This is a genomic window from Erythrobacter cryptus DSM 12079 (assembly GCF_000422985.1).
GTDB classification, from domain to species: domain Bacteria; phylum Pseudomonadota; class Alphaproteobacteria; order Sphingomonadales; family Sphingomonadaceae; genus Erythrobacter; species Erythrobacter cryptus.
On record NZ_AUHC01000013.1, the window covers coordinates 16,967 to 40,229 of the forward strand.

The following is a 23,263-nucleotide window of genomic DNA, read 5'->3' on the forward strand; positions in this document are numbered from 1 at the left end:
GCCCTTCAGCGCCACAGACACGCCCAGCACAGGAGAGAGCAAACAATGACCCAAGCAAAAGGCCCGCTCGCCGGGCTCAAGGTGCTCGAATTTGCCGGGATCGGGCCGGGCCCGCACGTGGCGATGCTGCTGGCTGATCTTGGCGCCGAGGTGGTGCGGATCGACCGGCCGGGGGCAGGGGTGAGCAACCCGGTGGTCGAGCGCGCGCGCCACCGCCTCGCGCTCGATCTGAAAAGCGACGAGGGCAAGGCCGCGGTGCGCGCGGCCGCCCGCCATGCCGACGTGCTGATCGAGGGCTTCCGCCCCGGGGTGATGGAGCGGCTGGGGCTGGGGCCAGAGGTGCTGCTCGCCGACAATCCCCGGCTCGTCTATGCCCGCATGACCGGCTGGGGGCAGGATGGCCCGCTGGCTCAGGCGGCCGGGCACGATATCAATTACATCGCCATCACCGGCGCGCTTGCCGCGATCGGCAGGGCGGGCGAGTTGCCCATCCCGCCGCAGAACCTGGTCGGCGATTTTGGCGGCGGATCGATGTATTGCGCCTTCGGGATCATGGCGGCGCTCTATGAGCGCGAACGCTCGGGCCGCGGGCAGGTGGTTGATGCCGCGATCGTCGATGGGGCCACCAGCCTGATGAGCTTCTTCTTCGGGGTGCGCCAGGTGCCGCACCTCACCACCGCGCGGGGCAAGGGAATGCTCGGCGGGGCGGCGCATTTCTACCGCTGCTTTGTCTGCGCCGATGGCAAGGAGATCGCGCTCGGCGCGATCGAGCCGCAGTTCTATGCCGAGCTGCTGCGCCGCAGCGGCGCGCCCGAGGAGCTGGCCGAAGGGCAGATGAACCCGGCCAATTGGGACGCCTATGCCGAGCGGCTCGCCGCCCTGTTCAAGACCAGGACGCGCGATGAATGGTGCGCGCTGCTCGAGGGCACGGATGCCTGCTTTGCCCCGGTGCTCGAGCTCGAGGAAGCGCGCGAACACCCCCACATGAAGGCGCGCGGCACCTATGTCGAGCACGAGGGGCTGTGGCACACCGCCCCCGCGCCGCGCTTCAGCCGCACCCCCGGCGCGGTGCGTGGCAGCGCTGACGATGGAGCCGAAGTGGTGGCGCGCTGGGCAAGCGAGGCTGGCTGATGGCCGGGCGCTTCTTCGAGGAATGGCAGGTGGGCGAGCGGCTCGAGCACCCGATCCGCCGCACCGTGACCGAGACCGACAACCTGCTGTTCTCGACGATGACCCACAATCCCCAGCCGCTTCACCTCGATGTCGAGGCAGCAAAGGCGAGCGGGTTCGGGCAGATCCTCGTCAATTCCACCTTCACCTTCAGCTTGCTCGTCGGCCTGTCGGTGGGGGAGACGACGCTGGGCACGCTGGTCGCCAATCTCGGCTTCGACAAGGTGGTGACCCCGAAGCCGGTGTTCATCGGCGATACGCTCCACGCGGTGAGCGAGGTCAAGGAATTGCGCGAGAGCCGTTCGCGCCCCGATGCCGGGATCGTCACCTGGGTGCACGAGATGTGGAACCAGCGCGGCGAGATGGTGTGCCGCTGCGAAAGATCGGCGCTGATCAAGCGCAGGGGGTGAGCATGAGGGGCGGCCAAGCGGGGAGGGCGGGCGCGATGCGTTACGGGTTCCTGGTGGCCGGCCTGCTGCTCGCCGCCGCGCTCGGGGCAAGGGCGCAAACGCCCGAGGCGGGGCCGGCTCCGGCTCCGATCGATCTCGCCCGGGCGATGAGCGGACAGTTTGCCACGCTTGCCGATGACAGCGCCAACAACTTTGCCGAAACGCGGCTGGTGTTTGACAACCCCGCGCTGCTCGCCACGCTGGCGCCGGGTGAGGTGGATGGCGCGCTTGTCTATTCCTCGCTCCTCACCGGGCCGGAGCGCCGCCCCTATCGCCGCCGGGTGAGCGTGATCACGCGCGACGGCGCGGGTTTGCGCAGCGAGGCCTATGCCTTTGCCGATCCCGCGCGTTTTGCCGCGGGGCTGCCCTCGATGGCCGAGCTTGCCGGGCTGGTGCCGGCCGATCTGGTGCGCGGCATTGCCGCAGCGCCGGGGGCGGACTGCGCGATGCGCTGGCGCGCGCTCGCCGCGCCGGGCCATTGGCGGGGCATGATCGATCGCGCGGACTGCCGCTTGTGGTCGGAGCGGCGCGGCGCTTTCATCGCGCTCGAGGCCGAAACGCGGATCGAACCAGGCCGGATCGCCCAGACCGAGCGCGGGTATGATGCCGATGGCCACCAGCTGTTCGGCACCGCGCCGGGCGAATTCATCGTGCAGGTGGCCGTTCAGCCCCAACCCTGAGAACGAGGCTCACGCCCCGGGCACTGCCGGCGTGCCGCCCAGCGCCTGCCACAGCACGATCCGCGCCCGGGCAGCGCGCCCCAGCGCCGCGGCGGCGCGCTCGCCGCTGGCATCGGCCGCGCGGCGCGCCTCGAGCACTTCGAGGAAGCTCGCAAGGCCAGCGCGGTAGCGCGTTTCGGCCAGCGCGGCGGCACGTTCAAGCTGGTCGCGCTCGGCAAGGGCCGTGCGCGCCTCGGCATCGGCGGCGCTGACCACGCCATAGCCCGCCTCGGCATCGCCGAGCGCCCGGAATACCGCGGCGCGATAGGCGGCAAAGGCAGCCCGCTTGTCCGCCGCGGCTGCATCGATCCCGGCGCCCACCCGCCCGAAATCGAGCAGCGGCCCGGCAATTGCGCCCGTGAGCGTGCCGATGATCGAATCGCTGTCGAAAAAGTCTTCCGGATCGAAGGCGAGCAGCCCGATCACCGCCGAGAGGGTAATGCGCGGGAAGCGTGCCCGCGCGGCGGCGGCAAGATCGGCATCGCGCGCGGCAAGATTGGCAGCGGCCGCGGCGACATCGGGGCGGTTGGCGAGGAGATCGGAGGGCAGCGCCGCAGGCGGGAGGGCAGGCGCTGCGAGCGGGGCCGGATTGGCGAGCGCGGCGCGCACCGTGGCCGCGTCCTTGCCGGTCAGCGTCACCAGCCGCCCGATCAGCCGTGCGCGCTCGCTTTCGAGCGCGGCGAGGCGGGTGGCCGAGGCGCTGGCATTGGCCTCGGCGCGCACCCGGTCAAACCCCGGGGCGATCCCCGCCTGCTCGCGCACCAGGGCGAGCCGGGCGAGGCCCTGCGCCGCCTCGGCATCGGCGCTGATGGCAGCAGCGCGCGCCTCGATCACCCGCCAGTCGGTGACGCTCGCGGCGATCTCGGCCAGCAGCGCCAGGCGCACGCCCTGCGCCTCGGCGCTGGCGGCATCGATGCGGGCGATGGCCGCCCGTTCGCGCGCCTTGAGCTGGCCGAAGATGTCCGGATCCCAGCTGGCGGTGATGTTGGCGCCGTAGAAGGTCTGCTCTGCGGGGATGAAGCCCTGCTGTCCCGCCGGGCCGAACTGGGCGGGATTGATGCGGTTTTGCCGGATGCTGGCATCGGCGCTGATATTGGGCAGGCGCTCGGCCCCGGCGCGGCGGGCGCCCGCGCGGGCGGCCTCGATCCGGGCGGCGGCCTCGGCAAGGCTCGGCGCCTCGGCCAGCGCGGCGGCGCTGAGCGCGCGATAGGCCGGATCGCCCTCGGGCATGAGCGCGGCAAGGCTGGCCGCGGTCTCGCCCGCCGGCGCGTGGAAGAAGGCCGCCGGCAGTTCGGGCGTGGGCGTGGCGATCTCGGGCTTGGGGTTCGCCATGCAGCCCGCCAGTGCCAGCGCCACTGGCAGCAAGGCGAGCCGCAGGGCGCGGCGGCGAGCGGGGGCGCTGGTGCCGGCAGGCATCGCCGTCACGCCCCCTGCTGCGCGCGGGGGGCATCCTTGGGCTTGCCCCGCGCCGGAATGAAGGCATCGATCTGCTGGCCGACCCGGAAGGCATCGGAGGGCGGCAGTTCATAGATCAGCTGGAGCACCCGCACATCGACCCTTTCGGCCGCGCTGTTCGTGAGCGAGCGCTTGGGCACCACCTGTGGCTCGGCCCGCACGAAGCGCGCGCTGACATGAAGTTCGGCCGCCCCGCGCGGCGAGACCACCGCCGGCTGGCCCAGCGCCACCCGGGCGATCTCGTTCTCGTCGATATCGACGCGCACATGCAGCGGCGTGGTCTGGCCCATCTGGATGAACGGCTGGCTGTTCCCCCCACCCTGCGTGGCGACGAATTCGCCCGGGCGGATGTTGACCGCGAGGATCTCGCCGGCGATCGGTGCGCGCACGGTGAGCCGTTCGATCTCGGTGCGCGCCGCGGCGGCGGCAGCCTCGGCGGCAGCGAGCCGGGCGCGGGCAAGGCCGAGCCGGCTGGTCGCGGCGGCTTCCTCGCCCTCGGCGCGGATCACCTCGGCGCGGCTCACCGCGGCCGGATCGGCAAGGCTGCGGTAGAGCGCAAGCTGCTGGCGCGCGGTGGCCTGAGCGGCGCTGGCCTCGGCGATCGCGGCGCGGGCCTCTCCGATCGCGGCCTCGGCCTGCCTCAGGCTGGCGCGCGCGGCGCGGGCATCGACGGTGAACAGCACCTCGCCCGCAGCCACCTTGTCACCCGGGCGCACCCTGACTTCGGTGACAAGGCCCGAAAGCGCCGAGCCGATATCGATCACCTCGCTTGCCGGTTCGACTACCCCGGCCCCGGCAACCCGCGGGGCATTGGCGAGCGCCCCCACCGCCTTGGGCGGCTGTTCGGCCGGCTCGGCGAGCGAGCGATCGGGTAGGCCGATCGCGATCATGTAGACGGCAAAGAGGAGGCCGATCACCGCGGCGACCGGCAGGATCTGGCGGCTGAAGCTCAGGTTGCGCAGCATGGAGTCCTCGGCACGTTCACGGGGGAGAGGGGATCAGTGGTCATCGGGCATGGCCGTGCCATCGTGGGTGATGCGCCCGTCCTCGAGCGCGATGATGCGATCGGCCAGATCGAAGATGCGGTTGTCGTGGGTGACGATGATGCACGCCCGATCGGGCGCGATCGCCACCTCGCGCAAGAGGTCCATCACCCGCCGGCCCGAGGAGGCATCGAGCGCCGCGGTCGGCTCGTCGCACACCACCAGGCGCGGGGCATGGACGAGCGCGCGGGCGATTGCGACGCGCTGCTGCTGCCCGCCGGAAAGCTGGCGCGGCAGCTTGTCGGCCTGATCGCCGATGTTGAGCCGCTCGAGCAGCACCTTGGCGCGTTCGCGCGCTTCCTCGCGCGGCACGCCCTGGGCGATCAGCGGCACCGCGGCATTGGCGGCCGCATCGATCGAGGGGATGAGGTTGTATTGCTGGAAGATGAAGCCGATGTTGTGGAGGCGGAAGCGCACCAGATCGCTGTCGGAGAGCTTGTAGATATCCGTGCCGAACACCCGCACCTCGCCCGCGGTGGGATAGAGGATGCCGCACATGATCGAGATCAGCGTGGTCTTGCCCGAGCCGCTCTCGCCGACGATGTAGGTCATCTCGCCCGGGCGGATGTCGCAATCGATGCCGTGGAGCACGCGGATGGTGCTCTGCCCCGCCTCGAAATCGCGCACGATCCCGCGCGCGCAGATCGCCGCCTCGGGGTCGCAGCCGCCGATCGCCCGGGTGCCGACGATGCTGCCCGCCGCGTTCACCGGAACACCGCCGCCGGTTCGGTCTTGAGCACGCTGCGGATGGCGATGAAGCCGGTGATCGCCAGGATCACCACCACCGCGGCGAGGCTGATCAGCGGGATTTGCCACGGGATGTAGAAGCCCTTGAAGAAGGGATTGCCGCCAAAGGCCTTGAGAAACAGCACCGTGCCGACCACGCCAAGGGCATAGCCGATGAGCCCGACCAGCCCCGCCTGCACCGCCACCATTTGCACGATCTTGCCGTTGGTGACCCCGATCGCCTTCAAGGCGCCGAACTGCTTGATGTTGTCGCGCAGGAACAGGCTGAAGGTGAGGCCCACGATCGCCACCCCGACGACGAAGCCCAGAAACACGGTGATGCCGAAATTGGTAGGGATGCCGGTGTTCTCGATGATGAAGTTGATGCCCGCCCGGGCAAATTCGTCGTGGGTTTGGGCCTTGAGACCGGTCTCCTTCTCGATCCGCGCAGCCACTGCTTGCGGGCTTTCGCCCTCGCGCACTCCGGCCAGCACGAAGGTCATCCGGTTGCGGGTGCCGGGCACGTAATTGAGCGCATTGGAATAGCGGGTGTAGAGCACGACCTGGCTGGTGAAGGAGGGGATGGCATCGGCAATGCCGCGGATCACCGCGCGCTGATCATTGAGTTCGAGCCGCTCGCCCAGCGCCTGGCCACCATCGGAAAACAGGCGGGTGGTGCCCACATCGTCGATCACCACGCTGTCGGGCGCGAACAGCACGGTCTTGTCGCCCGCGACCATCCGCTTGGGCAGGCCGATCAGCGTGGCATCATCGACCCCGATCACCGCCACGCCTTCAAGGTCACCCTCCTTGGTGCGGACATTGGCAGCCGCGCGCAGATGCGGCACCGCCCATTCCACCCCTTCGACCGAGCGCACCTTGTCAAGCGCGGTGGCTGGCATGGGGAAGCTGACATCGGTGGTGCGGCTGACTGGGTCCATCACCCACACCTGCGCCTCGGGAGCGTTGAACACCCCGCTCGCCCCGCGCTCGATCAGGTTGATGAAGATCGTCATCTGCTGGGTGATGAGCAGCGTGGAAAAGCCGATGCCAAAGAGCAGCCCATAGAACTTCTGGGCATCCCCGGTCAGCATCCTGATGGCGATCCAAAGCACGGGGAGGGAACCTCTGCGCTGGCGATGGGTTGCAATCTTGGGCTATCCGGCCCATTATTGAACGGTGTCGTTTAAATGAACGGGGTCGTTCACTTTGTCAATCGCCGAAACATCGGTTGCAGAAAAAAATGCAAATCCGCGACGCGGCGGACGGCCCCTCGATGCGGCCAAGCGGCGCGCGATCATCGAGAAGGCAGCCCACCACTTCTTCCACCACGGCTTTGCCGCGACCGCGATCGAGCAGGTGGCGGCCGATGCCGGGGTTTCCAAGGTCACGATCTACAACCAGTTTGGCGACAAGCGGGCGCTGTTTGCCGCGGCGGTGGAATGCGAATGCGAAAAGATACGCGGGCATTTCTCGCTCGATCCGGCGCGGCAGGGGAGCATCGCCGAACGTCTGACAGCGATTGGCGCGGCGATCGTTGCGTTCCTCTCGCGCCCCGAGATGGTGCAGTTCGAGCGCCGCATCGCCGCCGAGACCGAGGCCGAGCCGGGGCTTGGTGCGGCCTTTCTCGAGGCCGGGCCGTGGCGGATGAAACGTGCCTTTGCCGCCTATCTCAGCCATGCCGAGGCGGCGGGGGAACTGCGGGTCGCCGATCCGCTGCTCGCTGCCGAGCAATTCGTTTCGCTGTGCAAGGGCATGGGCGATCTCGAGCGCCGCTTCGGCTGCCATGATGACGATGAGACCAACCGGCGGCGCATTGCCGGGGCGGTCGAGGTGTTCCTTGCCGCCTATGGCGCTGCCCCGGGCGCGGCGCGTGATCGATAATTCGCATCTGCCTGTTCGAAATTTGGCACCGTCCCTTGGGGGGGCTTTGTCTTGCCATTCACCCCGTGCGTCCTACATTGCCGGGGCGAGAAAAAGGAATCCGGTGCGATGAGCGAGCCCAACCAGCCCAATCCCCACGGCGATGGCCCCAACCCCTGGGTCAGGCAGCTGATGATCTGGGGCGGCATCTTCCTGGCGCTGCTGCTGGTGGTGACGCTGTTCAGCAATTCGGGCCAGGCGCCCGGCACCGCGATACGCTATTCCGATTTTCGCGCCGCGGTTGCCGATGGCGAGGTGCAGGACGTGCAGATTGGCCCTGAACTCATCACCGGCACCTTCAAGAACGGTGAGAGCTTCAGCACCGTGCCGGTGCCCAACGACACCGAGATCACCCGGCTGATGGAAGACAATGGGGTGCGCTTCACTGGCAAGCAGCGCGAGGGCCAGAACGTGCTGCTGTTCATCCTTCTGAACTCCTTGCCCTTCATCCTGATCCTCGCGATCGCCTTCTTCGCGCTGCGCCAGGTGCAAAAGGGCGGCGGCGGCGGGGCGATGGGTTTTGGCAAGTCCAAGGCCAAGCTGCTCACCGAACGATCGGGCAGGGTCACCTTCGATGATGTTGCCGGGATCGACGAGGCGCGCGAGGAGCTGCAGGAGATCGTCGAGTTCCTCAAGGACCCGCAGCGCTTTTCCAAGCTCGGCGGGCAGATCCCCAAGGGCGCGCTGCTCGTCGGCAGCCCCGGCACCGGCAAGACCCTGCTGGCCCGCGCCATCGCCGGCGAGGCGGGGGTGCCGTTCTTCACCATTTCTGGCTCGGATTTCGTCGAGATGTTCGTCGGCGTCGGCGCCAGCCGGGTGCGCGACATGTTTGAACAGGCCAAGAAGAACGCGCCCTGCATCGTCTTCATCGACGAGATCGACGCGGTGGGCCGCAGCCGCGGCCACGGGCTTGGCAATTCCAACGATGAGCGCGAGCAGACCCTGAACCAGCTCCTCGTCGAGATGGACGGGTTCGAGGCCAATGAAGGCATCATCATCATCGCCGCCACCAACCGCCCCGACGTGCTCGATCCGGCGTTGCTGCGCCCGGGCCGCTTCGATCGCCAGGTGGTGGTGCCGATCCCCGATATCGACGGGCGCGAGAAGATTCTGCGGGTGCACATGAAGAAGGTGCCGCTGGCGCCCGATGTCGATCCGCGCGTGATCGCCCGCGGCACCCCCGGCTTTTCCGGGGCCGACCTGGCCAACCTCGTCAACGAGGCGGCGCTGCTGGCTGCCCGCCGCAACAAGCGGCTGGTGGCGATGCAGGAGTTCGAGGACGCCAAGGACAAGGTGATGATGGGCGCCGAGCGCCGCTCGATGGTGATGACCGAGGACGAGAAGAAGATGACCGCCTATCACGAGGCGGGCCACGCCATCGTCGCGGTGCACGAGCCGGCCTCCGACCCGATCCACAAGGCCACGATCATCCCGCGCGGCCGCGCGCTGGGCATGGTGATGCGCCTGCCCGAGCGGGATTCCTATTCCTACCACCGCGACAAGATGCACGCCAACCTGTCGGTGGCGATGGGTGGGCGCGTGGCCGAGGAGTTGATCTTCGGCCATGACAAGGTCTCCTCGGGCGCCTCGTCCGATATCCAGTATGCCACCAACCTGGCGCGCAACATGGTGACGCAGTGGGGCATGTCGGACAAGCTCGGCCCGCTCCAGTACGAGGAGCAGGCCGAGGGCTATCTCGGCTATGGCGCGGCGCAGCGCACCTTCCGTTCGGGCAAGACCAACGAGCTCATTGACAGCGAGATCAAGGCGCTGGTTGAAGGGGCGCACAAGCGCGCGACCGAGATCCTGACCAAGCACCAGGATCAGCTCCACCTGCTTGCCCAGGCGCTGCTCGAATACGAGACGCTCACCGGCGAGGAGATCAAGACCCTGCTCGAGACCGGCAAGATTGACCGGCCCGAGGCCCCCCGCGGCCCGGTGGTGGCGGCGCCGGTGCAGGGCTCCTCGATCCCCAAGGCTGGCAAGCGCTTCGGCGGGGCCAAGGGCGGCGAGGCTCCGCAGGGCGCCTGATCCCGCGCTTCAGCCCGGGTTAAGCCCGCCCCCGGCAGCCGATGCGCCGGCGGTGACGATGATGTTTGGCGCAGGTCTTGCCCCGGCCGCGTTGGCGTCGCTTGCCGTGCCTGCGCTCGCCGAGGTTGCCGCGCCGGCGCCCGAACCGACGCTGGGCGGATGGATCGCACGTGACCGCGAGCTTGCCCAGCGCGGGGTGGCGAGCGTCGACCATCCCGAGATGCAGCAGCTTTATGGCGATGTGGTGGCCGCGCTCGGCAAGGCGCGCGCCGCGATCGCAGCGCAGCGCGCCGCCGGAGCGCCGCCCGCCGCCTGCCTGCCGCCGCCGGGTGCGGTCCAGCTCACCTCGCGCAAGATCGGCACCTGGCTCAGCGCCCGCCCCGCCGCCGAGCAGGGCGAGGCCCTCTCGGCCGTGATGGCGCGCTTCCTTGCGGCCCGCTTCCCCTGCCCTGCGCCTTCTCAATAGGCGCCGAGCAGGCCGATAATTACGAGAAACAGCACAAGCACAATTTGGGTGCAGATGAGGAGCACCACGAAGCGCCACAGCGCCGAGGTGCGGCTCAGCCCATAGGCATGGCGCAGCTGCTTGTAGAGGTGCAGCGGCACGGCGATGAGAAAGATCAGCACCGCCCAGTCGCCGCCGCCCGGAATGAGGCTGAGCAGCGAAAGCGCGATGAACAGCAGGGACATGAAGGCCAGCGAATAGGTAACGAAGACCGCATGGTCATAGGCCTTGAACTCTCGCCGCCAGGCGAACATCAGCCACAGGAAGGGGATCGAGAGCGGGATCAGCAGCCAGCTGAACTTGTAGCTGTTGGCCTGCAGCTTGTAGAGCATCAGGCCGGGGTTCCTGTTCCATTTCTTGATCAGCCCCTCGTCGAGAAAGCGAATCCCGGTGGGAGCATTGTCGGGATTGCCAAGATCGATCTCGATCGGCGCGTTGCCGGCCGCCTTGAGGACGTTGGTGAGCCCGGTAATCTCGTTGTCGATCTCGGCGCGCCGGGGGCTGGCATTGGGCAGGGCGGCGCGTTCCTGCTCGAGCGCGGTGATCTGTTGCTGGATATTCGTCCGGAACGCAGAATTCGTGGCTTGATCGCCATAATTGCTCCAGCCCTCCAGAAAATCGTCCGAGACCGAAACCCCCACCATCTGGAACACCGCGAACATCGCAAAGACGCTGAACAGGAACAGCGCCATCGGGCTGACGAACTTGGCCCGCTCGCCCGCGATGAAGCGGCGGGTGAGCTCGCCGGGGCGCAGGGTGAGCAGCGGCAGGGTGTTCCACAGCTTGCCATCGAGATGCAGCACGCCGTGCACGAGATCATGGCCGATCGCGGCAAGGCTGCGGTGGATATCGGCTTTCTGCCCGCATTCAGGGCAGAAATGGCCGACAAAGCGGGTCTGGCAATTGGGGCAGGTGGTGGGCGCGCCGTCCCGGGCAGGCGCGGCCCCGGCCTCGCCCTCGCCTTCCACCGCGTGGGAGAGCAGGCCGCCCTCGATCACCGTGCCGATGCCCTCGCTCACGCCGCTCATTGATTGCGCCCCAGATTGTGCCGCAGCACTATAGGGGCGAATTTCGCAGCTGCAAAATCCGCCTAGTGGCGCGCGCGCGTTGGAGGCAGCGGCTAGCGGCTTGCCAGCTTGCGCTCGATCGCGGTCCACAGCTGCGCGATCGCGCGCGCGGCAGGCGAACGCGGGGCAAAGGCGCCCACCGGCTGGCGCAGGCTGGCGCATTGCTCGACCGCACTGGCGAGCGGGATCGCGGGCCAGGTGGGATTTGCCGCGCGCGCCTCGCGGTGGAGGCTGCGGCGCAGATCGATCATCGAGAGCACCGGCAGGATCGGCGGATGGCTCTTGCCGCTGGCGCGCACTTCCTCGACCACCACCTCGAAAGCGCGGGCCGACAGCGGCGAGGGCGGCAGCGGCACGATCACCAGATCGGCCGCGCGCATCACCTGCGCGCTCACCTCATTGAGCACCGGGGCGCAATCGAGCAGCACCCGGTCATAATCCTTGTGCAGCGCCTCGACCAGCCGGGCGAGGCGCTTCTTCTTGCCCAGCCGGTCAAGCTGGCGATCGAGCGTGCGGATGCTCTCATCGGCGGGCAGAAGATCAAGATTGGCATGGCCGGTCGGCTGGATCAGCCGCGCCGGATTGCTGTCCTCGGCAAAGACGCTGTCGGCGCTGCGCTTCTTCTTCGGATCGACCCCGAGGAGAAAGCCCGAGCCATTGGCCGCATCGAGATCCCACAGCAGCGTGCGGCGCCGCGAAATGGTGGCCGCGCACCAGGCAAGGTTAACCGCCAGCGTGGTTTTGCCCACCCCGCCCTTGACGCTGTAGATCGCGATCGCTGCCATGTCCGGCCCGCCCTGGCGTTACAATTTGATGACAACGCCAAGGAATAGCGCGCAACGCCCGCCTGGCAAGCGCAAGCGCCGCAGCGTCACGAGGCGGTCAAGCAGGGAGGAGGGTATGGGGCGCGCCGGCGTGGCGACGCTCCAACCGGTCAGCCGTCGTAATCGCCGCCGAGCGAGGCGGTGCGCGCCGGCGCCGAGGCGGTGATGCGCAGCGCTTCGGCCGACTGGCTGAGCGAGCCGATCTCATCGGCCTCGTCCTCGTCATCGGGGAGGATCTTCTGGAGGCTGGTGATCAGCGCCTCGCGCAGCGAATCGGGGCTGATCGTCTGCTCGGCGATCTCGCGCAGCGCCACCACCGGGTTCTTGTCCCGATCGCGATCGATCGTCAGCTCGGCGCCGCCCGAGATCTCGCGCGCACGCTGCGCGGCGAGCAGCACGAGATCGAAACGGTTGGGAACCTTGTCAACGCAATCTTCAACCGTGACGCGGGCCATGGGGAGCCTTCTTCCAAATAAGCTGGGAAAGGGGAAGCGCGCAGCTAGGCATCGCGCCACGCAAAGTCAAGCGTGGCGCCGCAGCCTGGCTCAGACGCTCACCCCGAACAGCCGCCCGACCAGCGCAGTCGCAGCCATGGCGAACAGGCCCCAGCCCACCACCCGCAAGGTTGCCGGCAAAAGCGGGGCCGCCCCGGCCCACGCGCCCAGCGCCCCGAGCAGGGCAAGGGCCAGCACCGTCACTCCGGCCACCACCACGCCGATTGCCTGCGCCGGGGCGAGCCAGGCCGCCAGGAGCGGCACCGCCGCGGCGCTGCTGAAGGTCACGCCCGAGGCTAGCGCTGCCTGCAGCGGGCGGGCGGCAAGATGCTCGGCAAGGCCCAGTTCGTCGCGCACATGCGCGGCCAGCGCATCGCGTGCGCTGAGTTCGCGCGCCACGAGCGCCGCGGTTGCCTCGCTCAGCCCGCGGCTGCGATAGATCGCCGCAAGCTCGGCCTCCTCGGCCTCGGGCGATTGCGCCAGCGCCGCGCGCTCGCGGTGGATATCGGCGCTTTCGGTATCGGCCTGGCTCGAGACCGAGATATATTCCCCCGCGGCCATCGACATCGCCCCGGCGATCAGCGCCGCCACCCCAGCCACCAGCACGGCGCCCTTGTCAGGGGTTGCCGCCGCCACCCCGGTGATGAGCGAGCCGACCGAGATGATCCCGTCATTGGCGCCCAGCACTGCGGCGCGCAGCCAGCCGGTGCGGTGGACATAGTGGGGATCGTCCGGGTGTGCGCTTGCCTGAGTCATTCCTGTTCTGCTCCTTGCGGCGCGGTGCTGGCGGGCAGTCTCGGGGCGGCGGCGCGCTTTGGCAAGGCCGTCTGCGGATGGGCGGGTGATTTCGCCGCCGGGAAAAAGGTTCTAGATCCCTTGGCCATGGATGATGCCGCCGCCACGCCCTATTGCGATCTGCCGCCCTTCCGGATCGCGGCGCAGGATCACAGCTTCACCTTTTATCCCGGCGGGGCTGACCGGCTGGCGGCGCTGATCGACCTCATCGCCAGCGCGCGCGAGCGGCTCGAGGTGTTCTACTATCTGTTCGACGATGACGAATCCGGCACCCGGGTTCGCGATGCGCTGGTGGCCGCAGCCCGGCGCGGCGTGGCGGTGCACCTCATCGTCGATGCCTTCGGCAATGATGCAGGAGCGGGCTTCTTTGCCCCCTTGCGTGCGGCCGGCGGGCGCTTTGCCGAGTTCTCGCCCAAGTGGGGCACGCGCTACCTCGTGCGCAACCACCAGAAGTTCGCCATTGCCGATGGCGCGCGGGTGATGACCGGGGGCGCCAATGTCTCCGATCACTATTTCGCGCCGCCAGAGGCGAATGGCTGGTGCGATCTTTCCGTGCTGGTCGAAGGGCCCGTGGCAGCCCAGTTCGTTCGCTGGTTCGCGCTGCTGGCCGAGTGGACCGAGAACGAGGCGCGGGGCCGCGTGGCGCAGCTCAGAAGGTTGCGCGACATCGTCAAGGACTGGGACGGGGGCAGCGGCCCGGTGCGCCTGCTGGTGGGCGGGCCGCTGGTGCGGCGCGGGCATTGGGCCTGGGCCTTGCGGCAGGATCTCGCACGAGCGCGGCGGCTCGATACCGTTACCGCCTATTTCTCCCCGCCGCGCAGCTTCCGCCGCCAGATCGCCCGGGTTGCCCGGCGTGGGGCGGTGCGGATGGTGATGGCCGGCAAGTCCGACATCGCCGCGGCGATCGACATGGCGCGGCTGCAATATGGCCAGCTCTTGCGGGCAGGGGTGCGCCTGTTCGAATTCCAGCCGTGCAAGCTGCACATGAAGCTGCTGGTGGTGGACGGGGCGAGCTATGTCGGCAGCGCCAATCTCGACAAGCGGAGCCTGCGCATCAATGTCGAGCTGATGCTGCGGATCGAGGATGAAGCGCTCGCGGCGCGCCTTCGCGCCCTGATCGACCATCTCGAAGCGGCGAGCGAGCCGGTGACGCTCAAGTGGTATGCCGAGCACGCCACCCTGCTAGCCCGGCTGCGTTGGGGCATCGCCTATTGGCTCAATCTGGCCGACTATCGGGTCAGCCGCCTCGCCAGCGGCTAGGCCACCGCGCGCCTCACACGTCCTCGAAGCGGGGCTTGCGGCGCTCCATCTCGGCCATCACCGCTTCCACCTGGTTGCGGCTGCGCATCAGTGCGTGCTGCTCGAGGCTTTCCTCCATCAGGATCGCATCGGTCTCGCGCTCCCACATGGCCGCCTGCAGCCGCTTGGCGGCGCGGATCGCGTGGGGGTTCTTGTTGGCAATCTGGCGGGCGATGGCGAGCGCGCGTTCGTGCGGGTTGTCATCGACATGAGTGGCAAGGCCAAGCGCCTGGGCTTCGGCACCGGAAAATTCGCGATTGGTGTAGATCAGCTCGCGCAGCACATCATCGCGCACCAGCCCGCGCCACAGCGCATAGCCGCCCATGTCGGGCACGAGGCCCCACTTCATCTCCATGATCGCCATGCGGGTCTGGGGATGAACGATGCGGATGTCGGCACCGCTGGCGATCTGGAGGCCCCCGCCGAAGCACACCCCGTGCACCGCGGCGATCACGGGGACGGGCAGCTTGCGCCATTGCATGGCCACCTGCTGGGCGCGGTTGGCATTGCCATGGGTGCGCTCGGTCAGCGCTGGCTCGTCCGGGGCGGGCTGGCGCGAGAAATTGGACAGGTCGAGCCCGGCGCAGAAGGCCCGGCCCTCGCCCGAGAGCACCACGACGCGCAGCCCCTTCATGCGTTGCAGTGTGCTGCCCGCCTCGATGATGCGCGCGAACATCTCCGGATCGAGCGCATTGAGCTTGTCGGCGCGGGTGAGACGCACCTCGGCCACGCCTTCGGCATCGAGGGTGATGGCGACACGGTCATTGCTGGTGTGGGAAATGGTGGCAGACACGGGATCGGCGGACATGGCGACAGGCATTCCTCGTCAAGGGCTGTTGGCGCCGCCAAGACTGGCCGATCCCTCGCCCCAAGTCCAGCGCCGCGCGCGCTCAGCAGGCGGGGGCGGCGTGCCCAGAGGCAGGATCGAGGAAATAGCCGCCCGCCGGGTGGGTGGCGATCAACCGGGCGAGGCCGAAGGGTTCGAGCTTGGCGCGCACCCGCGCGACATGCACCGCGAGGCTGTTGGTCTGCGGCTCGTAGCGGATGCGCCACACATCGGCGAGCAGCTGCTTGCGGCTCACGCACACGCCCGGCTGCTCGGCAAGGCGCCAGAGCAGGGCAAATTCGCGCGGGTGCAGCCCGAGCCAGCTGTCCACCACCCGCCCGTCACGGTGGAGCAGGTCGAGCGTGACATCCCCGGCCTCGCGAAAGCGCGGCATCATCAGCGCCGTTTCGGGTGCCCCTGGGAGGGGTTGGGACGGAGTCACCGCGTTCACAGCAGCCCCCCGGCGCGCATCGAATAGACCGCATCGCGGGTGAAGATGAGGTGATCGACCAGCGTGATGTCGAGCGCCCGGGCGATTTCGGCCAGGCGGCGCGTGGCGGTGATGTCGCGCCCGCTCGGGCGGCACTGGCCCGAAGGGTGACTGTGGGCAAGGATGAGGCCGGCGGCATCGCGCCGCAGCGCCTCGCCGAGCAGCGAGCGCATCCGCAAGGTGAGCGTCGCCTCGCCGCCCATGCCGAAAGGGGCATCGCCTGCCCAGCCCTGCGCGGCATCGAGGAAGACCGCATGGCCGCGCTCATGGGTCACTGGCGGCGCCAGCAGCACGCTGCGCAAATAGGCGATCAGCCCGGCGGCGCAGCGCTCGGCGGCTTGGCGCTGGGCCTTGTCTGATTGAGGGGCGAGGGTCAGCATCGCGGTGGTTCTCCGCAGCAGGGGGCAGGCCTGTCAGCCATGCGGCCCGGCGCTGTTGCCCGCGCTCCAGATGCGCCCCGTCGCTGGGGTGCGCGGGCGCCAGTCGCGGTAAGGGCCGTAGCGTCGCAGGCGCAGGCAGTGGAACAGCAGCCCGCCGGCGAGCACCAGCAGCTGGCCATAGGACGGGCCGATGGCAAGGATGGCATAGGCGAGCGGCGAGACCGCATCGACCAGCCCGCGCACCACATGGGCGCTGAGTGCCACCAGCTGGAACCCGGCGAGCCACAGCGTGTAGCTGCGGTTGGCCTTGAGCGCGATGGCAATGAAGGCCGCCGCGGCGACGATGTCAAACAGGGTGTAGAGCCAGGCCAGATTGCCGAACAGCAAGGCGATGTCCTGCCCGGTCAGCCGGGTGAGCATCGCGGGCACGATCAGCAGGCCGACGAACACGAGGCCCGCCGCCCGCTCCGGCCCTGCGCCGAAGCGCAGCACCGCCAGCCCCAGGGCGAAGCTGGCGATGTATTGCGCATCGGCGCGATAGAGGCTCAGCCATTCGAGCATGGTGCTGCGCCGGTCAGATGGCGGTCTCCGCAACCGGGGCGGGCGCATCGGCGAAGGCGGTCTTGGGAAATTCGGTGGGAATGCCCGGATCGCCCCCGGCATAGACCTCGGCCACCTTGCTGAGCTCGGCATGGACCCTCAGCAGCGCGGTGGACATGGCGAGCGCCTGGCTTTCGGCCTCGGTCAGGCGCATCAGCGCGCGCTGTCCGGTGTGCACCTCGACTTCGGGGTTCTGGCGCGCGCTCAGCATCGCCTGTTTGAGCCGGGCCATGGCGATGATCGATTCGTCGGCAAGCGCCTCGGCCTCGCGGATGAGCTTCTTGAGATTGTGCGCGTCACAGATAATGCGGTCGTTCATCGTTTTCTTCCCCCCGATCCCGGCGCTCACCCGGGACGGATCGATTGGCCCAGGGGGATGGCAGCCTTGCCGTCCATCGCCTCGCTCAGCGCCACCGCCGCGGTGACCGTGAGCACCACCGCGGCGAGGATGCCGCCGGCGATCCCGACGATCGCGGCAAGGCGCAGCAGGACGGCGTTTTCACCATCGAGCGCCCCCGGGACCACCCGAGGCTCGCCGGGCCTGAGCCAGGGTGCCTGTTCAATCAGCGGCACCGCATCGCCAAGCACGAGTTGCCCCGGGTCGTCCTGCCCCAAGCCATCGGCAGGATCGACGGCGGGCTGAAGCTGCGTTTTTGTATATGCAGCTTCGCTCAAGGGGGGCTCAGCGATCGCGGAGACCGGCTGTGCCGGCGCAGAGGGGCGGTGCGTCGGGGGATCATCCGCAACTGCCAGCGTCGCGCGGTAGTTTTCGACGAGTTCGCCGAGGCTCGCCGCGCAATAGGCGTCCTTGAGCGCGCGGATGTGCTGGTTGATTCGGGTTTCGGATACGCCGAGTTCCTGCGCGATCACCTTGATCGGCACCCGGCGGTCGATGCGCTCCATCACGGCGCGCTGTCTGTCGGTCAGTCGCCGTGCGGCTCGGCCCCGCATCCGGTTCCTCCCCTGTCAGTCAGCCTTTGGTATCCGTCCAGCGCTGGCATCAGTCCAGCTTGGCTTACACACAAGCTAACGCATTTTGGACAGGAATTCTCCTGTCGTCTGCGCTGCGCCTTGATGTTGGAGTAGTCGGATCAGGCGGCCGAGGAATTGACTCCGAGCGACTGGAGATAGCGGCGGATGTTGCGCGCCGCCTGGCGCAGGCGCTGCTCGTTCTCGACCATGGCGATGCGCACATAGCCCTCGCCATTCTCGCCATAGCCCACGCCCGGGGCCACCGCGACCTGAGCATGCGTGAGAAGCTGCTTGGAAAATTCGAGGCTGCCCATCGCCTTGAGCGCCGGGGGCAGGGGCGCCCAGGCGAACATTGAGGCGGGCGGCGGCGGGATTTCCCACCCGGCGCGGCCGAAGGCCTCGACCATCACGTCGCGGCGGCGGCGATAGAGTTCGCGGTTGGCCTCGACGATGTCCTGCGGCCCGTTCAAGGCGGCGCAGGCCGCCGCCTGGATCGGGGTGAAGGCGCCGTAATCGAGATAGGACTTGACCCGGGTGAGCGCGGCAATGAGCTGGCGGTTGCCCACCGCAAAGCCCATCCGCCAACCGGCCATAGAATAGGTCTTGGACATGCTGGTGAACTCGATCGCCACGTCCTTGGCGCCCGGCACCTGCATGATCGAAGGGGTGGGCTTGCCGTCGAAATAGAGCTCGGAATAGGCAAGGTCGCTCACCACCCAGACGTGGTTTTCCTTCGCCCAGGCCACCAGCCTTTCATAAAAGGGCAGATCGACCACCTCGGCGGTGGGGTTGGAAGGATAGCTCACCACCAGCACCGAGGGGCGCGGCACGGTGAAGTTCATCGCCCGCTCGAGCGATTCCCAATAGTGGTCATCGGGGGTGGTCGGCACCGAGCGGATCGTGGCGCCGGCGATGATGAAGCCGAAGGTGTGGATCGGATAGCTGGGATTGGGCGCCAGCACCACATCGCCCGGGGCGATGATCGCGGTGGCAAGGCTCGAGAGGCCCTCCTTGGAGCCCATCGTCACCACCACCTCGGTTTCCGGATCGAGTTCGACCCCGAACCGGCGCGCGTAATAGCCCGCCTGCGCGCGGCGCAGCCCCGGAATGCCCTTCGACTGCGAATAGCCATGGGCATCGGGCTTGGCGGCGACTTCGCACAGCTTGTCGATCACGTGCTGCGGCGGGGGCTGATCGGGATTGCCCATGCCCAGATCGATGATGTCCTGCCCGGCAAGCCTTGCGGCATGGCGCATGGCGTTGACCTCCGCGATCACATACGGGGGCATCCGCTTCATGCGATAGAACTGGTCATTCATCGATTGTCATCACCTTGTCTTGCGCTCGCCCGATGAGGCCGTCGCCGCCTTTCTCCCTAAGCCAAGACCGCCGCGCGAGGAAAGGCGTTTTCGGCAGTTGAAGCGGCTGGAAATTCGCGGCACTGCTTATGCCGCATACGCTATGCAGGGATCCCAACGGCGATGGCATATGAGAGCGACCCGATGGCCACCACCCGTGAGAACCTCGCCGCCTTCGTGGCGATGCAGGGCGAGGCGGTGCGCGCGATGATGGGCGGTGCGCCCGCAGAGGCGCTGCTGGAGCAGGGGCTGGAGAGCAGCGAAATGGCCGAATGGGCCGCCACCGGCGCGCAGCTCCAGCAGCTCTGGCTCGAATTTGCCGCGCACCAGGCCGAGGCCGCCAGCGCCAAGGTGGCAAAGGGCGCCAATCCGCTCGATCCGGCACAGTGGCTGGTGATCGCCCAGGCGATGCTGGGGCACAGCCCCAAGGGGCTGATCGAGGCGCAGGCGCGCCTGGCGCAGGAACAGCTGCAATTGTGGTCGGGGCTGGTGGAGCGCTTCGCCAAGGGGGGCGCCCTGACCGAGGCGCCCGATCCGGCCACGCTCCCCCGGCAGGACCGCCGCTTTGCCGATCCGGCCTGGCGCGCGCACCCGGCCTTCCTGCTCCTCCACCAGACCTATCTGATGCTTGCCGACTATTTCCGCTCGGCCGTCAGGAATATCGAGGGCCTCGATCCGCAAAAGCGCCAGCAGCTCGAATTTGCCGTGGGCGCGCTTGCCGAGGCGATGAGCCCGGACAATTTCCTCGCGCTCAATCCGGTGGTGATGAAGCGCACGATCGAGACTCGCGGGGCCAACCTGGTGCGCGGGATGCGCCACCTCATCAATGATCTGAAGCGCGGCCAGCTCACCCACACCGATCCTCACGCCTTCCGCCTCGGCGAGAACCTTGCCGCAACCCCGGGCAAGGTGGTGCACGAGACCCGGCTCTACCAGGTGATCCAGTACACCCCCACCACCGAGGAGGTGCTTGAGGTGCCGCTGGTGATCTTCCCGCCGTGGATCAACCGCTTCTACATCCTCGATCTCACGCCGAAGAAGAGCTTCATAAAGTGGGCGGTGGATCAGGGGATCAGCGTGTTCGTGGTCAGCTGGCGCTCGGCCGATGCGAGCCTGGCTGATGTGGTGTGGGACGATTACATCCGCGCCCAGATCGACACGATCGATTTCGTCCGCGCCCGGCTCGGGGTGGAGCAGGTGCACACCATCGGCTACTGCGTCGCCGGCACCACGCTGGCGGCAACGCTTGCGGTGCTCGCGCGCCGGGGCGAGGCCGACAAGGTTCGGAGCGCGACCTTCTTCACCGCGCAGGTCGATTTCGAGAAGAGCGGGGACCTCAAGAATTTCATCGATGATGCCCAGCTCGAACTGATCGGCCAGCTCAGCCCCGATGGCTATCTCGATGGGCGCTATCTTGCTGCCACCTTCAACGCCCTGCGCAGCCGCGACCTCATCTGGAACTACGTCGTCAACAATTATCTCTTGGGCGAGGACTATCCGGCCTTCGACCTGCTGCACTGGAACGGCGATGTCACCAACCTGCCGGCCAAGTGGCACAATGCCTATCTGCGCGACCTTTATCGCGACAACAAGCTGGTGGTGCCGGACGCGCTTGAAGCCGATGGCACGCCCATCGATCTCACCCGGGTGACCACGCCTGCCTATGTCCAGGCCGGGCGTGAGGATCACATCGCCCCGGCTGAGAGCGTGTGGCGCATCACCCGCCACTTCAAGGGCCCGATCGAGTTCCTGCTGGCGGGTTCCGGGCACATTGCCGGGGTGGTTAACCCTCCGGCGGCGGGCAAGTATCAGTACTGGACCGGCGACAGCAGCGCGCCCTCGCTCAAGGCCTTCGTGGAAGGGGCCAGTGAACACCCGGGCAGCTGGTGGCCGCACTGGCTGGCCTGGCTCGAGCGTCAGGGCGAGGCGCGCGTGCCCGCGACCGGAAAGCGCGTGCCGGGCGGCAAGGGCGACCAGGTGATCGAGGATGCCCCGGGGCGCTATGTCAAGACCCGCTAGCGCCTCTGCGGCCTGCCGTGCTGCAATCAAGGCGTTGAAGTAAAGGCAGATTACAGGCATTTTTGTGCACTGCACAAAAATGCTTGACTTCGCAGGCGCACTGACTATTTTGTGCAGTGCAACATGAAGCGAGGTCGCCATGTCCGAAGTTGAGAACAAGCCTACCGAAGCCGCAGCGCCACTCGCCAAGATCGATGCCGCTGCCGAAAAGGCCTATGCCGAGGCTGCGGCCAAGGTTGCCGCTGCCCCCAAGGCCAAGGACGAAGTCGTGCCGGCCGCGTCCGCGCCTACCCCCGCCGCGCCGGCAGCGCCGGTCAAGAAGGCCGCCCCGTTGAAGAAGGCTGCCGCGAGCAGGAAGGCGCCGAAGAAGGCTGTGGCCCGCAAGCCCGTGGCCAAGAAGTCTGCCGCCAGCAAGGCGCCGGCCAAGGCGCCGGTGCTGGCCAAGAAGGCCGCGGCCAAGCCTGCCGCGCCCGCCACCACCACCGCCAACCCCGTTGCCAAGCTCAAGGACACCATCATGACCACCGCCAAGAAGATCGACATCGCCGCCAGCGCCAAGGAAATGCTGGCCGACGTGCAGGCCCGTGCCAAGACCGCCTTCGCCAAGACCGGCGAACTCGCCGCCGAAGCCACCGAATTCACCAAGGCCAATGTCGAAGCCGTGGTGGAAAGCGGCAAGATCTTCGTCACCGGCGCGCAGGAACTGCTCAAGGACAATATCGAGACCGGCAAGACCGTGATCGAGACCGTCACCGAAGACGCCAAGAAGGTCGCCGCGGTCAAGTCGCCGACCGAGCTGTTCCAGCTCCAGGGTGAACTTGCGCGCCGCAATTTCGATGCGCTGGTTGCCTACGGCTCGAAGCGCACCGAAGCCTGGCTGAAGCTCTACAACGACGCTTTCGCCCCGATTTCGAACCGCGTCAGCGTCGCCACCGAGAAGTTCACCAAGGCGGCCTGAGCCATCCGTTTCTGAACCGGGCCTCTCTCCTCTCTCTCCCAACCCGGTTCACGAAAGCGCGCCGCAAGGCGCCGGGCCGAGCAAGCAGCGCTTGCTCGGCCCTTTTGCTGCGCGCCCTTTTGCCGCGCCATACCTGCCGGGGGCGGTGCGGAACTGCCGCGCTGGCCGTGCGTATCACGGCTTGAACAGCGCCGAGCAAATCCCATAATGTAGGCCCATGCCCCAGCCTCCGGTTCACGCCCTTGCCGCCCATGCCGCGCCGCGCCGGTCGCTGGCGCTTGGCGTGCGCGCCAGCGAGGAGGATGAAGGCAAGGACGGCGGCGGCGGCACCCAGGTCGGCATCGCCACCAAGACCCGCACCAAGCCCAAGAAGCCGAGCCAGTACAAGGTGCTGATGCTCAACGATGATTACACCCCGATGGAATTCGTGGTGATGGTCCTGAAGCGCTTCTTCGGCATGGATCTCGAACAGGCGACGCGGGTGATGCTCCATGTTCATCAGCGCGGGGTCGGGGTCTGCGGGATCTACACCTACGAAGTGGCCGAAACCAAGGTGAACCAGGTGATGGACTTCGCCCGGGCCAACCAGCACCCGCTGCAATGCACGCTCGAGAAGGCCTGAGGCGCGCCGCCAGGTGAGGCCGGCGCATCACCCCGTGCCCGATCCGCCCGGGCCCGGGCAGGAAAGCGTGTGGGACTATCCTCGCCCGCCGATCGTCGAACCGACCCCACGGCACATCCGCATCGTCCACAAGGGCGTGGTGCTGGCCGATAGCCGCAAGGCCTGGCGGACGCTCGAGACCAGCCATCCACCCACCTACTACATCCCGCCCGCGGACATCGCGATGGCATGGCTTTTCCCCAACCCGGCGCGCTCGCTGTGCGAATGGAAGGGGCAGGCCCATTATTGGGACGTGGTGATCGGCAAGGAGCGGATCGCGCGCGCCGGATGGAGCTATCCTGCCCCCACCCCCGCCTTCGCCGCGATCGCCGGCTTCATCGCCTTCTATGCAGCGCCATGTGATGAGGTGCGCGTCGATGGCGAGAAGGTCATTCCCCAGCCCGGCGGCTTCTATGGCGGCTGGATCACCTCGCGCGAGGCCGGGCCGTTCAAGGGCATCCCCGGCAGCCAGTTCTGGTGAGGGCCCGCCCGGGCGGAC

26 protein-coding genes are annotated in these 23,263 nt (G+C 68.0%); 11 read left to right on the plus strand and 15 right to left on the minus strand.

The features are described from left to right. Nucleotides 1-45 precede the first annotated feature (45 nt). Genes G524_RS0109525 through G524_RS0109535 form a run of 3 tightly spaced genes read left to right on the plus strand, consistent with a single transcriptional unit; the run spans nucleotide 46 to nucleotide 2,299 of the window. Nucleotides 46-1,131: a CaiB/BaiF CoA transferase family protein gene (locus tag G524_RS0109525; RefSeq protein ID WP_027443512.1), complete on the plus strand. Its 1,086-nt coding sequence runs from the start codon at nucleotides 46-48 to the stop codon at nucleotides 1,129-1,131. Continuing rightward, entirely contained in the window at nucleotides 1,131-1,580 is a 450-nt protein-coding gene (locus tag G524_RS0109530) for a MaoC family dehydratase (protein WP_027443513.1), read from the plus strand. Before G524_RS0109525 ends, G524_RS0109530 begins: the two co-directional genes overlap by 1 nt. Before the next feature lie 35 nt (nucleotides 1,581-1,615). Next, complete coding sequence (locus G524_RS0109535; protein ID WP_027443514.1) at nucleotides 1,616-2,299, plus strand: chromophore lyase CpcT/CpeT; 684 nt, start codon at nucleotides 1,616-1,618, stop codon at nucleotides 2,297-2,299. Nucleotides 2,300-2,308: 9 nt separating this feature from the next. On the opposite strand, the gene G524_RS0109540 is transcribed toward G524_RS0109535, so the two are convergent. Genes G524_RS0109540 through G524_RS0109555 form a run of 4 tightly spaced genes read right to left on the minus strand, consistent with a single transcriptional unit; the run spans nucleotide 2,309 to nucleotide 6,656 of the window. Beyond that, nucleotides 2,309-3,754, minus strand: coding sequence for an efflux transporter outer membrane subunit (locus G524_RS0109540; RefSeq protein ID WP_051221104.1), 1,446 nt, complete (start codon nucleotides 3,752-3,754; stop codon nucleotides 2,309-2,311). A gap of 5 nt (nucleotides 3,755-3,759) precedes the next feature. Beyond that, on the minus strand, nucleotides 3,760-4,758 hold the full coding sequence (locus tag G524_RS15520) for an efflux RND transporter periplasmic adaptor subunit (RefSeq protein WP_051221087.1): 999 nt from the start codon (nucleotides 4,756-4,758) through the stop codon (nucleotides 3,760-3,762). Nucleotides 4,759-4,791: 33 nt separating this feature from the next. After that, nucleotides 4,792-5,544 carry an ABC transporter ATP-binding protein gene (locus G524_RS0109550; protein WP_027443516.1) on the minus strand — a complete coding sequence of 251 codons (753 nt, stop codon included), beginning with the start codon at nucleotides 5,542-5,544 and terminating at the stop codon, nucleotides 4,792-4,794. Further along, nucleotides 5,541-6,656 (minus strand): ABC transporter permease, encoded by a 1,116-nt coding sequence (locus G524_RS0109555; RefSeq protein ID WP_245561340.1) that lies wholly within the window; start codon nucleotides 6,654-6,656, stop codon nucleotides 5,541-5,543. Before G524_RS0109555 ends, G524_RS0109550 begins: the two co-directional genes overlap by 4 nt. Nucleotides 6,657-6,771: 115 nt before the next feature. Between G524_RS0109555 and G524_RS0109560 the strand changes: the two genes are divergently transcribed. The 3 genes from G524_RS0109560 (at nucleotide 6,772) to G524_RS0109570 (ending at nucleotide 9,982) form a co-directional block, all read left to right on the plus strand. Further along, on the plus strand, nucleotides 6,772-7,446 hold the full coding sequence (locus tag G524_RS0109560; protein WP_027443518.1) for a TetR/AcrR family transcriptional regulator: 675 nt from the start codon (nucleotides 6,772-6,774) through the stop codon (nucleotides 7,444-7,446). Between the two features lie 108 nt (nucleotides 7,447-7,554). After that, nucleotides 7,555-9,516, plus strand: coding sequence for an ATP-dependent zinc metalloprotease FtsH (gene ftsH, locus G524_RS0109565; protein WP_027443519.1), 1,962 nt, complete (start codon nucleotides 7,555-7,557; stop codon nucleotides 9,514-9,516). Nucleotides 9,517-9,568: 52 nt separating this feature from the next. Next, complete coding sequence (locus tag G524_RS0109570) at nucleotides 9,569-9,982, plus strand: hypothetical protein (RefSeq protein ID WP_156894060.1); 414 nt, start codon at nucleotides 9,569-9,571, stop codon at nucleotides 9,980-9,982. Here G524_RS0109570 and G524_RS0109575 read toward each other — a convergent pair. The 4 genes from G524_RS0109575 to G524_RS0109590 form a co-directional block, all read right to left on the minus strand. Continuing rightward, the gene (locus G524_RS0109575) at nucleotides 9,976-11,049 is read right to left on the minus strand and encodes a DUF3667 domain-containing protein (RefSeq protein WP_027443521.1); all 1,074 of its coding nucleotides are present in this window, start codon (nucleotides 11,047-11,049) and stop codon (nucleotides 9,976-9,978) included. The genes G524_RS0109570 and G524_RS0109575 overlap by 7 nt on opposite strands. A gap of 92 nt (nucleotides 11,050-11,141) precedes the next feature. Next, complete coding sequence (locus G524_RS0109580) at nucleotides 11,142-11,873, minus strand: ParA family protein (RefSeq protein WP_027443522.1); 732 nt, start codon at nucleotides 11,871-11,873, stop codon at nucleotides 11,142-11,144. Nucleotides 11,874-12,022: 149 nt separating this feature from the next. Next, on the minus strand, nucleotides 12,023-12,367 hold the full coding sequence (rpoZ, locus tag G524_RS0109585; RefSeq protein WP_027443523.1) for a DNA-directed RNA polymerase subunit omega: 345 nt from the start codon (nucleotides 12,365-12,367) through the stop codon (nucleotides 12,023-12,025). Nucleotides 12,368-12,457: 90 nt separating this feature from the next. Beyond that, nucleotides 12,458-13,162 (minus strand): VIT1/CCC1 transporter family protein, encoded by a 705-nt coding sequence (locus G524_RS0109590; RefSeq protein WP_027443524.1) that lies wholly within the window; start codon nucleotides 13,160-13,162, stop codon nucleotides 12,458-12,460. A gap of 126 nt (nucleotides 13,163-13,288) precedes the next feature. Between G524_RS0109590 and G524_RS0109595 the strand changes: the two genes are divergently transcribed. Next, on the plus strand, nucleotides 13,289-14,461 hold the full coding sequence (locus tag G524_RS0109595; protein ID WP_036857750.1) for a phospholipase D-like domain-containing protein: 1,173 nt from the start codon (nucleotides 13,289-13,291) through the stop codon (nucleotides 14,459-14,461). A 13-nt stretch (nucleotides 14,462-14,474) separates the two neighbouring features. Here G524_RS0109595 and G524_RS0109600 read toward each other — a convergent pair whose 3' ends face one another. The 7 genes from G524_RS0109600 to G524_RS0109630 all read right to left on the minus strand — a co-directional run bounded on the left by G524_RS0109600 (nucleotide 14,475) and on the right by G524_RS0109630 (nucleotide 19,087). Next, a complete protein-coding gene (locus tag G524_RS0109600; RefSeq protein ID WP_051221090.1) occupies nucleotides 14,475-15,308 on the minus strand; it encodes a crotonase/enoyl-CoA hydratase family protein in 834 nt (277 codons plus the stop codon). 82 nt (nucleotides 15,309-15,390) lie between these two features. Further along, nucleotides 15,391-15,723: a winged helix-turn-helix domain-containing protein gene (locus tag G524_RS15525; protein ID WP_051221093.1), complete on the minus strand. Its 333-nt coding sequence runs from the start codon at nucleotides 15,721-15,723 to the stop codon at nucleotides 15,391-15,393. 50 nt (nucleotides 15,724-15,773) lie between these two features. Continuing rightward, nucleotides 15,774-16,196 carry a JAB domain-containing protein gene (locus G524_RS0109610; RefSeq protein WP_027443527.1) on the minus strand — a complete coding sequence of 141 codons (423 nt, stop codon included), beginning with the start codon at nucleotides 16,194-16,196 and terminating at the stop codon, nucleotides 15,774-15,776. Between the two features lie 33 nt (nucleotides 16,197-16,229). Continuing rightward, complete coding sequence (locus G524_RS16325) at nucleotides 16,230-16,757, minus strand: hypothetical protein (RefSeq protein WP_051221094.1); 528 nt, start codon at nucleotides 16,755-16,757, stop codon at nucleotides 16,230-16,232. Between the two features lie 13 nt (nucleotides 16,758-16,770). Beyond that, the gene (locus tag G524_RS0109620; RefSeq protein WP_027443528.1) at nucleotides 16,771-17,115 is read right to left on the minus strand and encodes a hypothetical protein; all 345 of its coding nucleotides are present in this window, start codon (nucleotides 17,113-17,115) and stop codon (nucleotides 16,771-16,773) included. 26 nt (nucleotides 17,116-17,141) lie between these two features. Beyond that, a complete protein-coding gene (locus tag G524_RS15535; protein ID WP_245561341.1) occupies nucleotides 17,142-17,699 on the minus strand; it encodes a hypothetical protein in 558 nt (185 codons plus the stop codon). Between the two features lie 188 nt (nucleotides 17,700-17,887). After that, on the minus strand, nucleotides 17,888-19,087 hold the full coding sequence (locus G524_RS0109630; RefSeq protein WP_027443529.1) for an LL-diaminopimelate aminotransferase: 1,200 nt from the start codon (nucleotides 19,085-19,087) through the stop codon (nucleotides 17,888-17,890). Between the two features lie 183 nt (nucleotides 19,088-19,270). Here G524_RS0109630 and G524_RS0109635 point away from each other — a divergent pair, with 183 nt between their 5' ends. From G524_RS0109635 to G524_RS0109650, 4 genes are all read left to right on the plus strand, one after another. Beyond that, nucleotides 19,271-21,145, plus strand: a complete 1,875-nt coding sequence (locus G524_RS0109635; protein WP_036857755.1) for a PHA/PHB synthase family protein — start codon at nucleotides 19,271-19,273, stop codon at nucleotides 21,143-21,145. A gap of 139 nt (nucleotides 21,146-21,284) precedes the next feature. Further along, a complete protein-coding gene (locus G524_RS0109640; RefSeq protein ID WP_051221098.1) occupies nucleotides 21,285-22,103 on the plus strand; it encodes a phasin family protein in 819 nt (272 codons plus the stop codon). A 217-nt stretch (nucleotides 22,104-22,320) separates the two neighbouring features. Then, nucleotides 22,321-22,725, plus strand: a complete 405-nt coding sequence (gene clpS, locus G524_RS0109645; RefSeq protein WP_425387216.1) for an ATP-dependent Clp protease adapter ClpS — start codon at nucleotides 22,321-22,323, stop codon at nucleotides 22,723-22,725. Nucleotides 22,726-22,738: 13 nt separating this feature from the next. Beyond that, complete coding sequence (locus G524_RS0109650) at nucleotides 22,739-23,245, plus strand: DUF427 domain-containing protein (RefSeq protein ID WP_245561342.1); 507 nt, start codon at nucleotides 22,739-22,741, stop codon at nucleotides 23,243-23,245. The last annotated feature ends 18 nt before the right edge of the window (nucleotides 23,246-23,263 follow it).

Coding starts and splice junctions, on each gene's coding strand:
- G524_RS0109525 (WP_027443512.1), top strand. CDS start 46: ATGACCCAAGCAAAAGGCCCGCTCGCCGGGCTCAAGGTGCTCGAATTT.
- G524_RS0109530 (WP_027443513.1), top strand. CDS start 1,131: ATGGCCGGGCGCTTCTTCGAGGAATGGCAGGTGGGCGAGCGGCTCGAG.
- G524_RS0109535 (WP_027443514.1), top strand. CDS start 1,616: ATGCGTTACGGGTTCCTGGTGGCCGGCCTGCTGCTCGCCGCCGCGCTC.
- G524_RS0109540 (WP_051221104.1), bottom strand. CDS start 3,754: ATGCCTGCCGGCACCAGCGCCCCCGCTCGCCGCCGCGCCCTGCGGCTC.
- G524_RS15520 (WP_051221087.1), bottom strand. CDS start 4,758: ATGCTGCGCAACCTGAGCTTCAGCCGCCAGATCCTGCCGGTCGCCGCG.
- G524_RS0109555 (WP_245561340.1), bottom strand. CDS start 6,656: ATGCTGACCGGGGATGCCCAGAAGTTCTATGGGCTGCTCTTTGGCATC.
- ftsH (WP_027443519.1), top strand. CDS start 7,555: ATGAGCGAGCCCAACCAGCCCAATCCCCACGGCGATGGCCCCAACCCC.
- G524_RS0109575 (WP_027443521.1), bottom strand. CDS start 11,049: ATGAGCGGCGTGAGCGAGGGCATCGGCACGGTGATCGAGGGCGGCCTG.
- G524_RS0109580 (WP_027443522.1), bottom strand. CDS start 11,873: ATGGCAGCGATCGCGATCTACAGCGTCAAGGGCGGGGTGGGCAAAACC.
- rpoZ (WP_027443523.1), bottom strand. CDS start 12,367: ATGGCCCGCGTCACGGTTGAAGATTGCGTTGACAAGGTTCCCAACCGT.
- G524_RS0109590 (WP_027443524.1), bottom strand. CDS start 13,162: ATGACTCAGGCAAGCGCACACCCGGACGATCCCCACTATGTCCACCGC.
- G524_RS0109595 (WP_036857750.1), top strand. CDS start 13,289: ATGGATGATGCCGCCGCCACGCCCTATTGCGATCTGCCGCCCTTCCGG.
- G524_RS0109600 (WP_051221090.1), bottom strand. CDS start 15,308: ATGTCCGCCGATCCCGTGTCTGCCACCATTTCCCACACCAGCAATGAC.
- G524_RS15525 (WP_051221093.1), bottom strand. CDS start 15,723: ATGATGCCGCGCTTTCGCGAGGCCGGGGATGTCACGCTCGACCTGCTC.
- G524_RS0109610 (WP_027443527.1), bottom strand. CDS start 16,196: ATGCTGACCCTCGCCCCTCAATCAGACAAGGCCCAGCGCCAAGCCGCC.
- G524_RS16325 (WP_051221094.1), bottom strand. CDS start 16,757: ATGCTCGAATGGCTGAGCCTCTATCGCGCCGATGCGCAATACATCGCC.
- G524_RS0109620 (WP_027443528.1), bottom strand. CDS start 17,115: ATGAACGACCGCATTATCTGTGACGCGCACAATCTCAAGAAGCTCATC.
- G524_RS15535 (WP_245561341.1), bottom strand. CDS start 17,699: ATGGAGCGCATCGACCGCCGGGTGCCGATCAAGGTGATCGCGCAGGAA.
- G524_RS0109630 (WP_027443529.1), bottom strand. CDS start 19,087: ATGAATGACCAGTTCTATCGCATGAAGCGGATGCCCCCGTATGTGATC.
- G524_RS0109635 (WP_036857755.1), top strand. CDS start 19,271: ATGGCCACCACCCGTGAGAACCTCGCCGCCTTCGTGGCGATGCAGGGC.
- G524_RS0109640 (WP_051221098.1), top strand. CDS start 21,285: ATGTCCGAAGTTGAGAACAAGCCTACCGAAGCCGCAGCGCCACTCGCC.
- clpS (WP_425387216.1), top strand. CDS start 22,321: ATGCCCCAGCCTCCGGTTCACGCCCTTGCCGCCCATGCCGCGCCGCGC.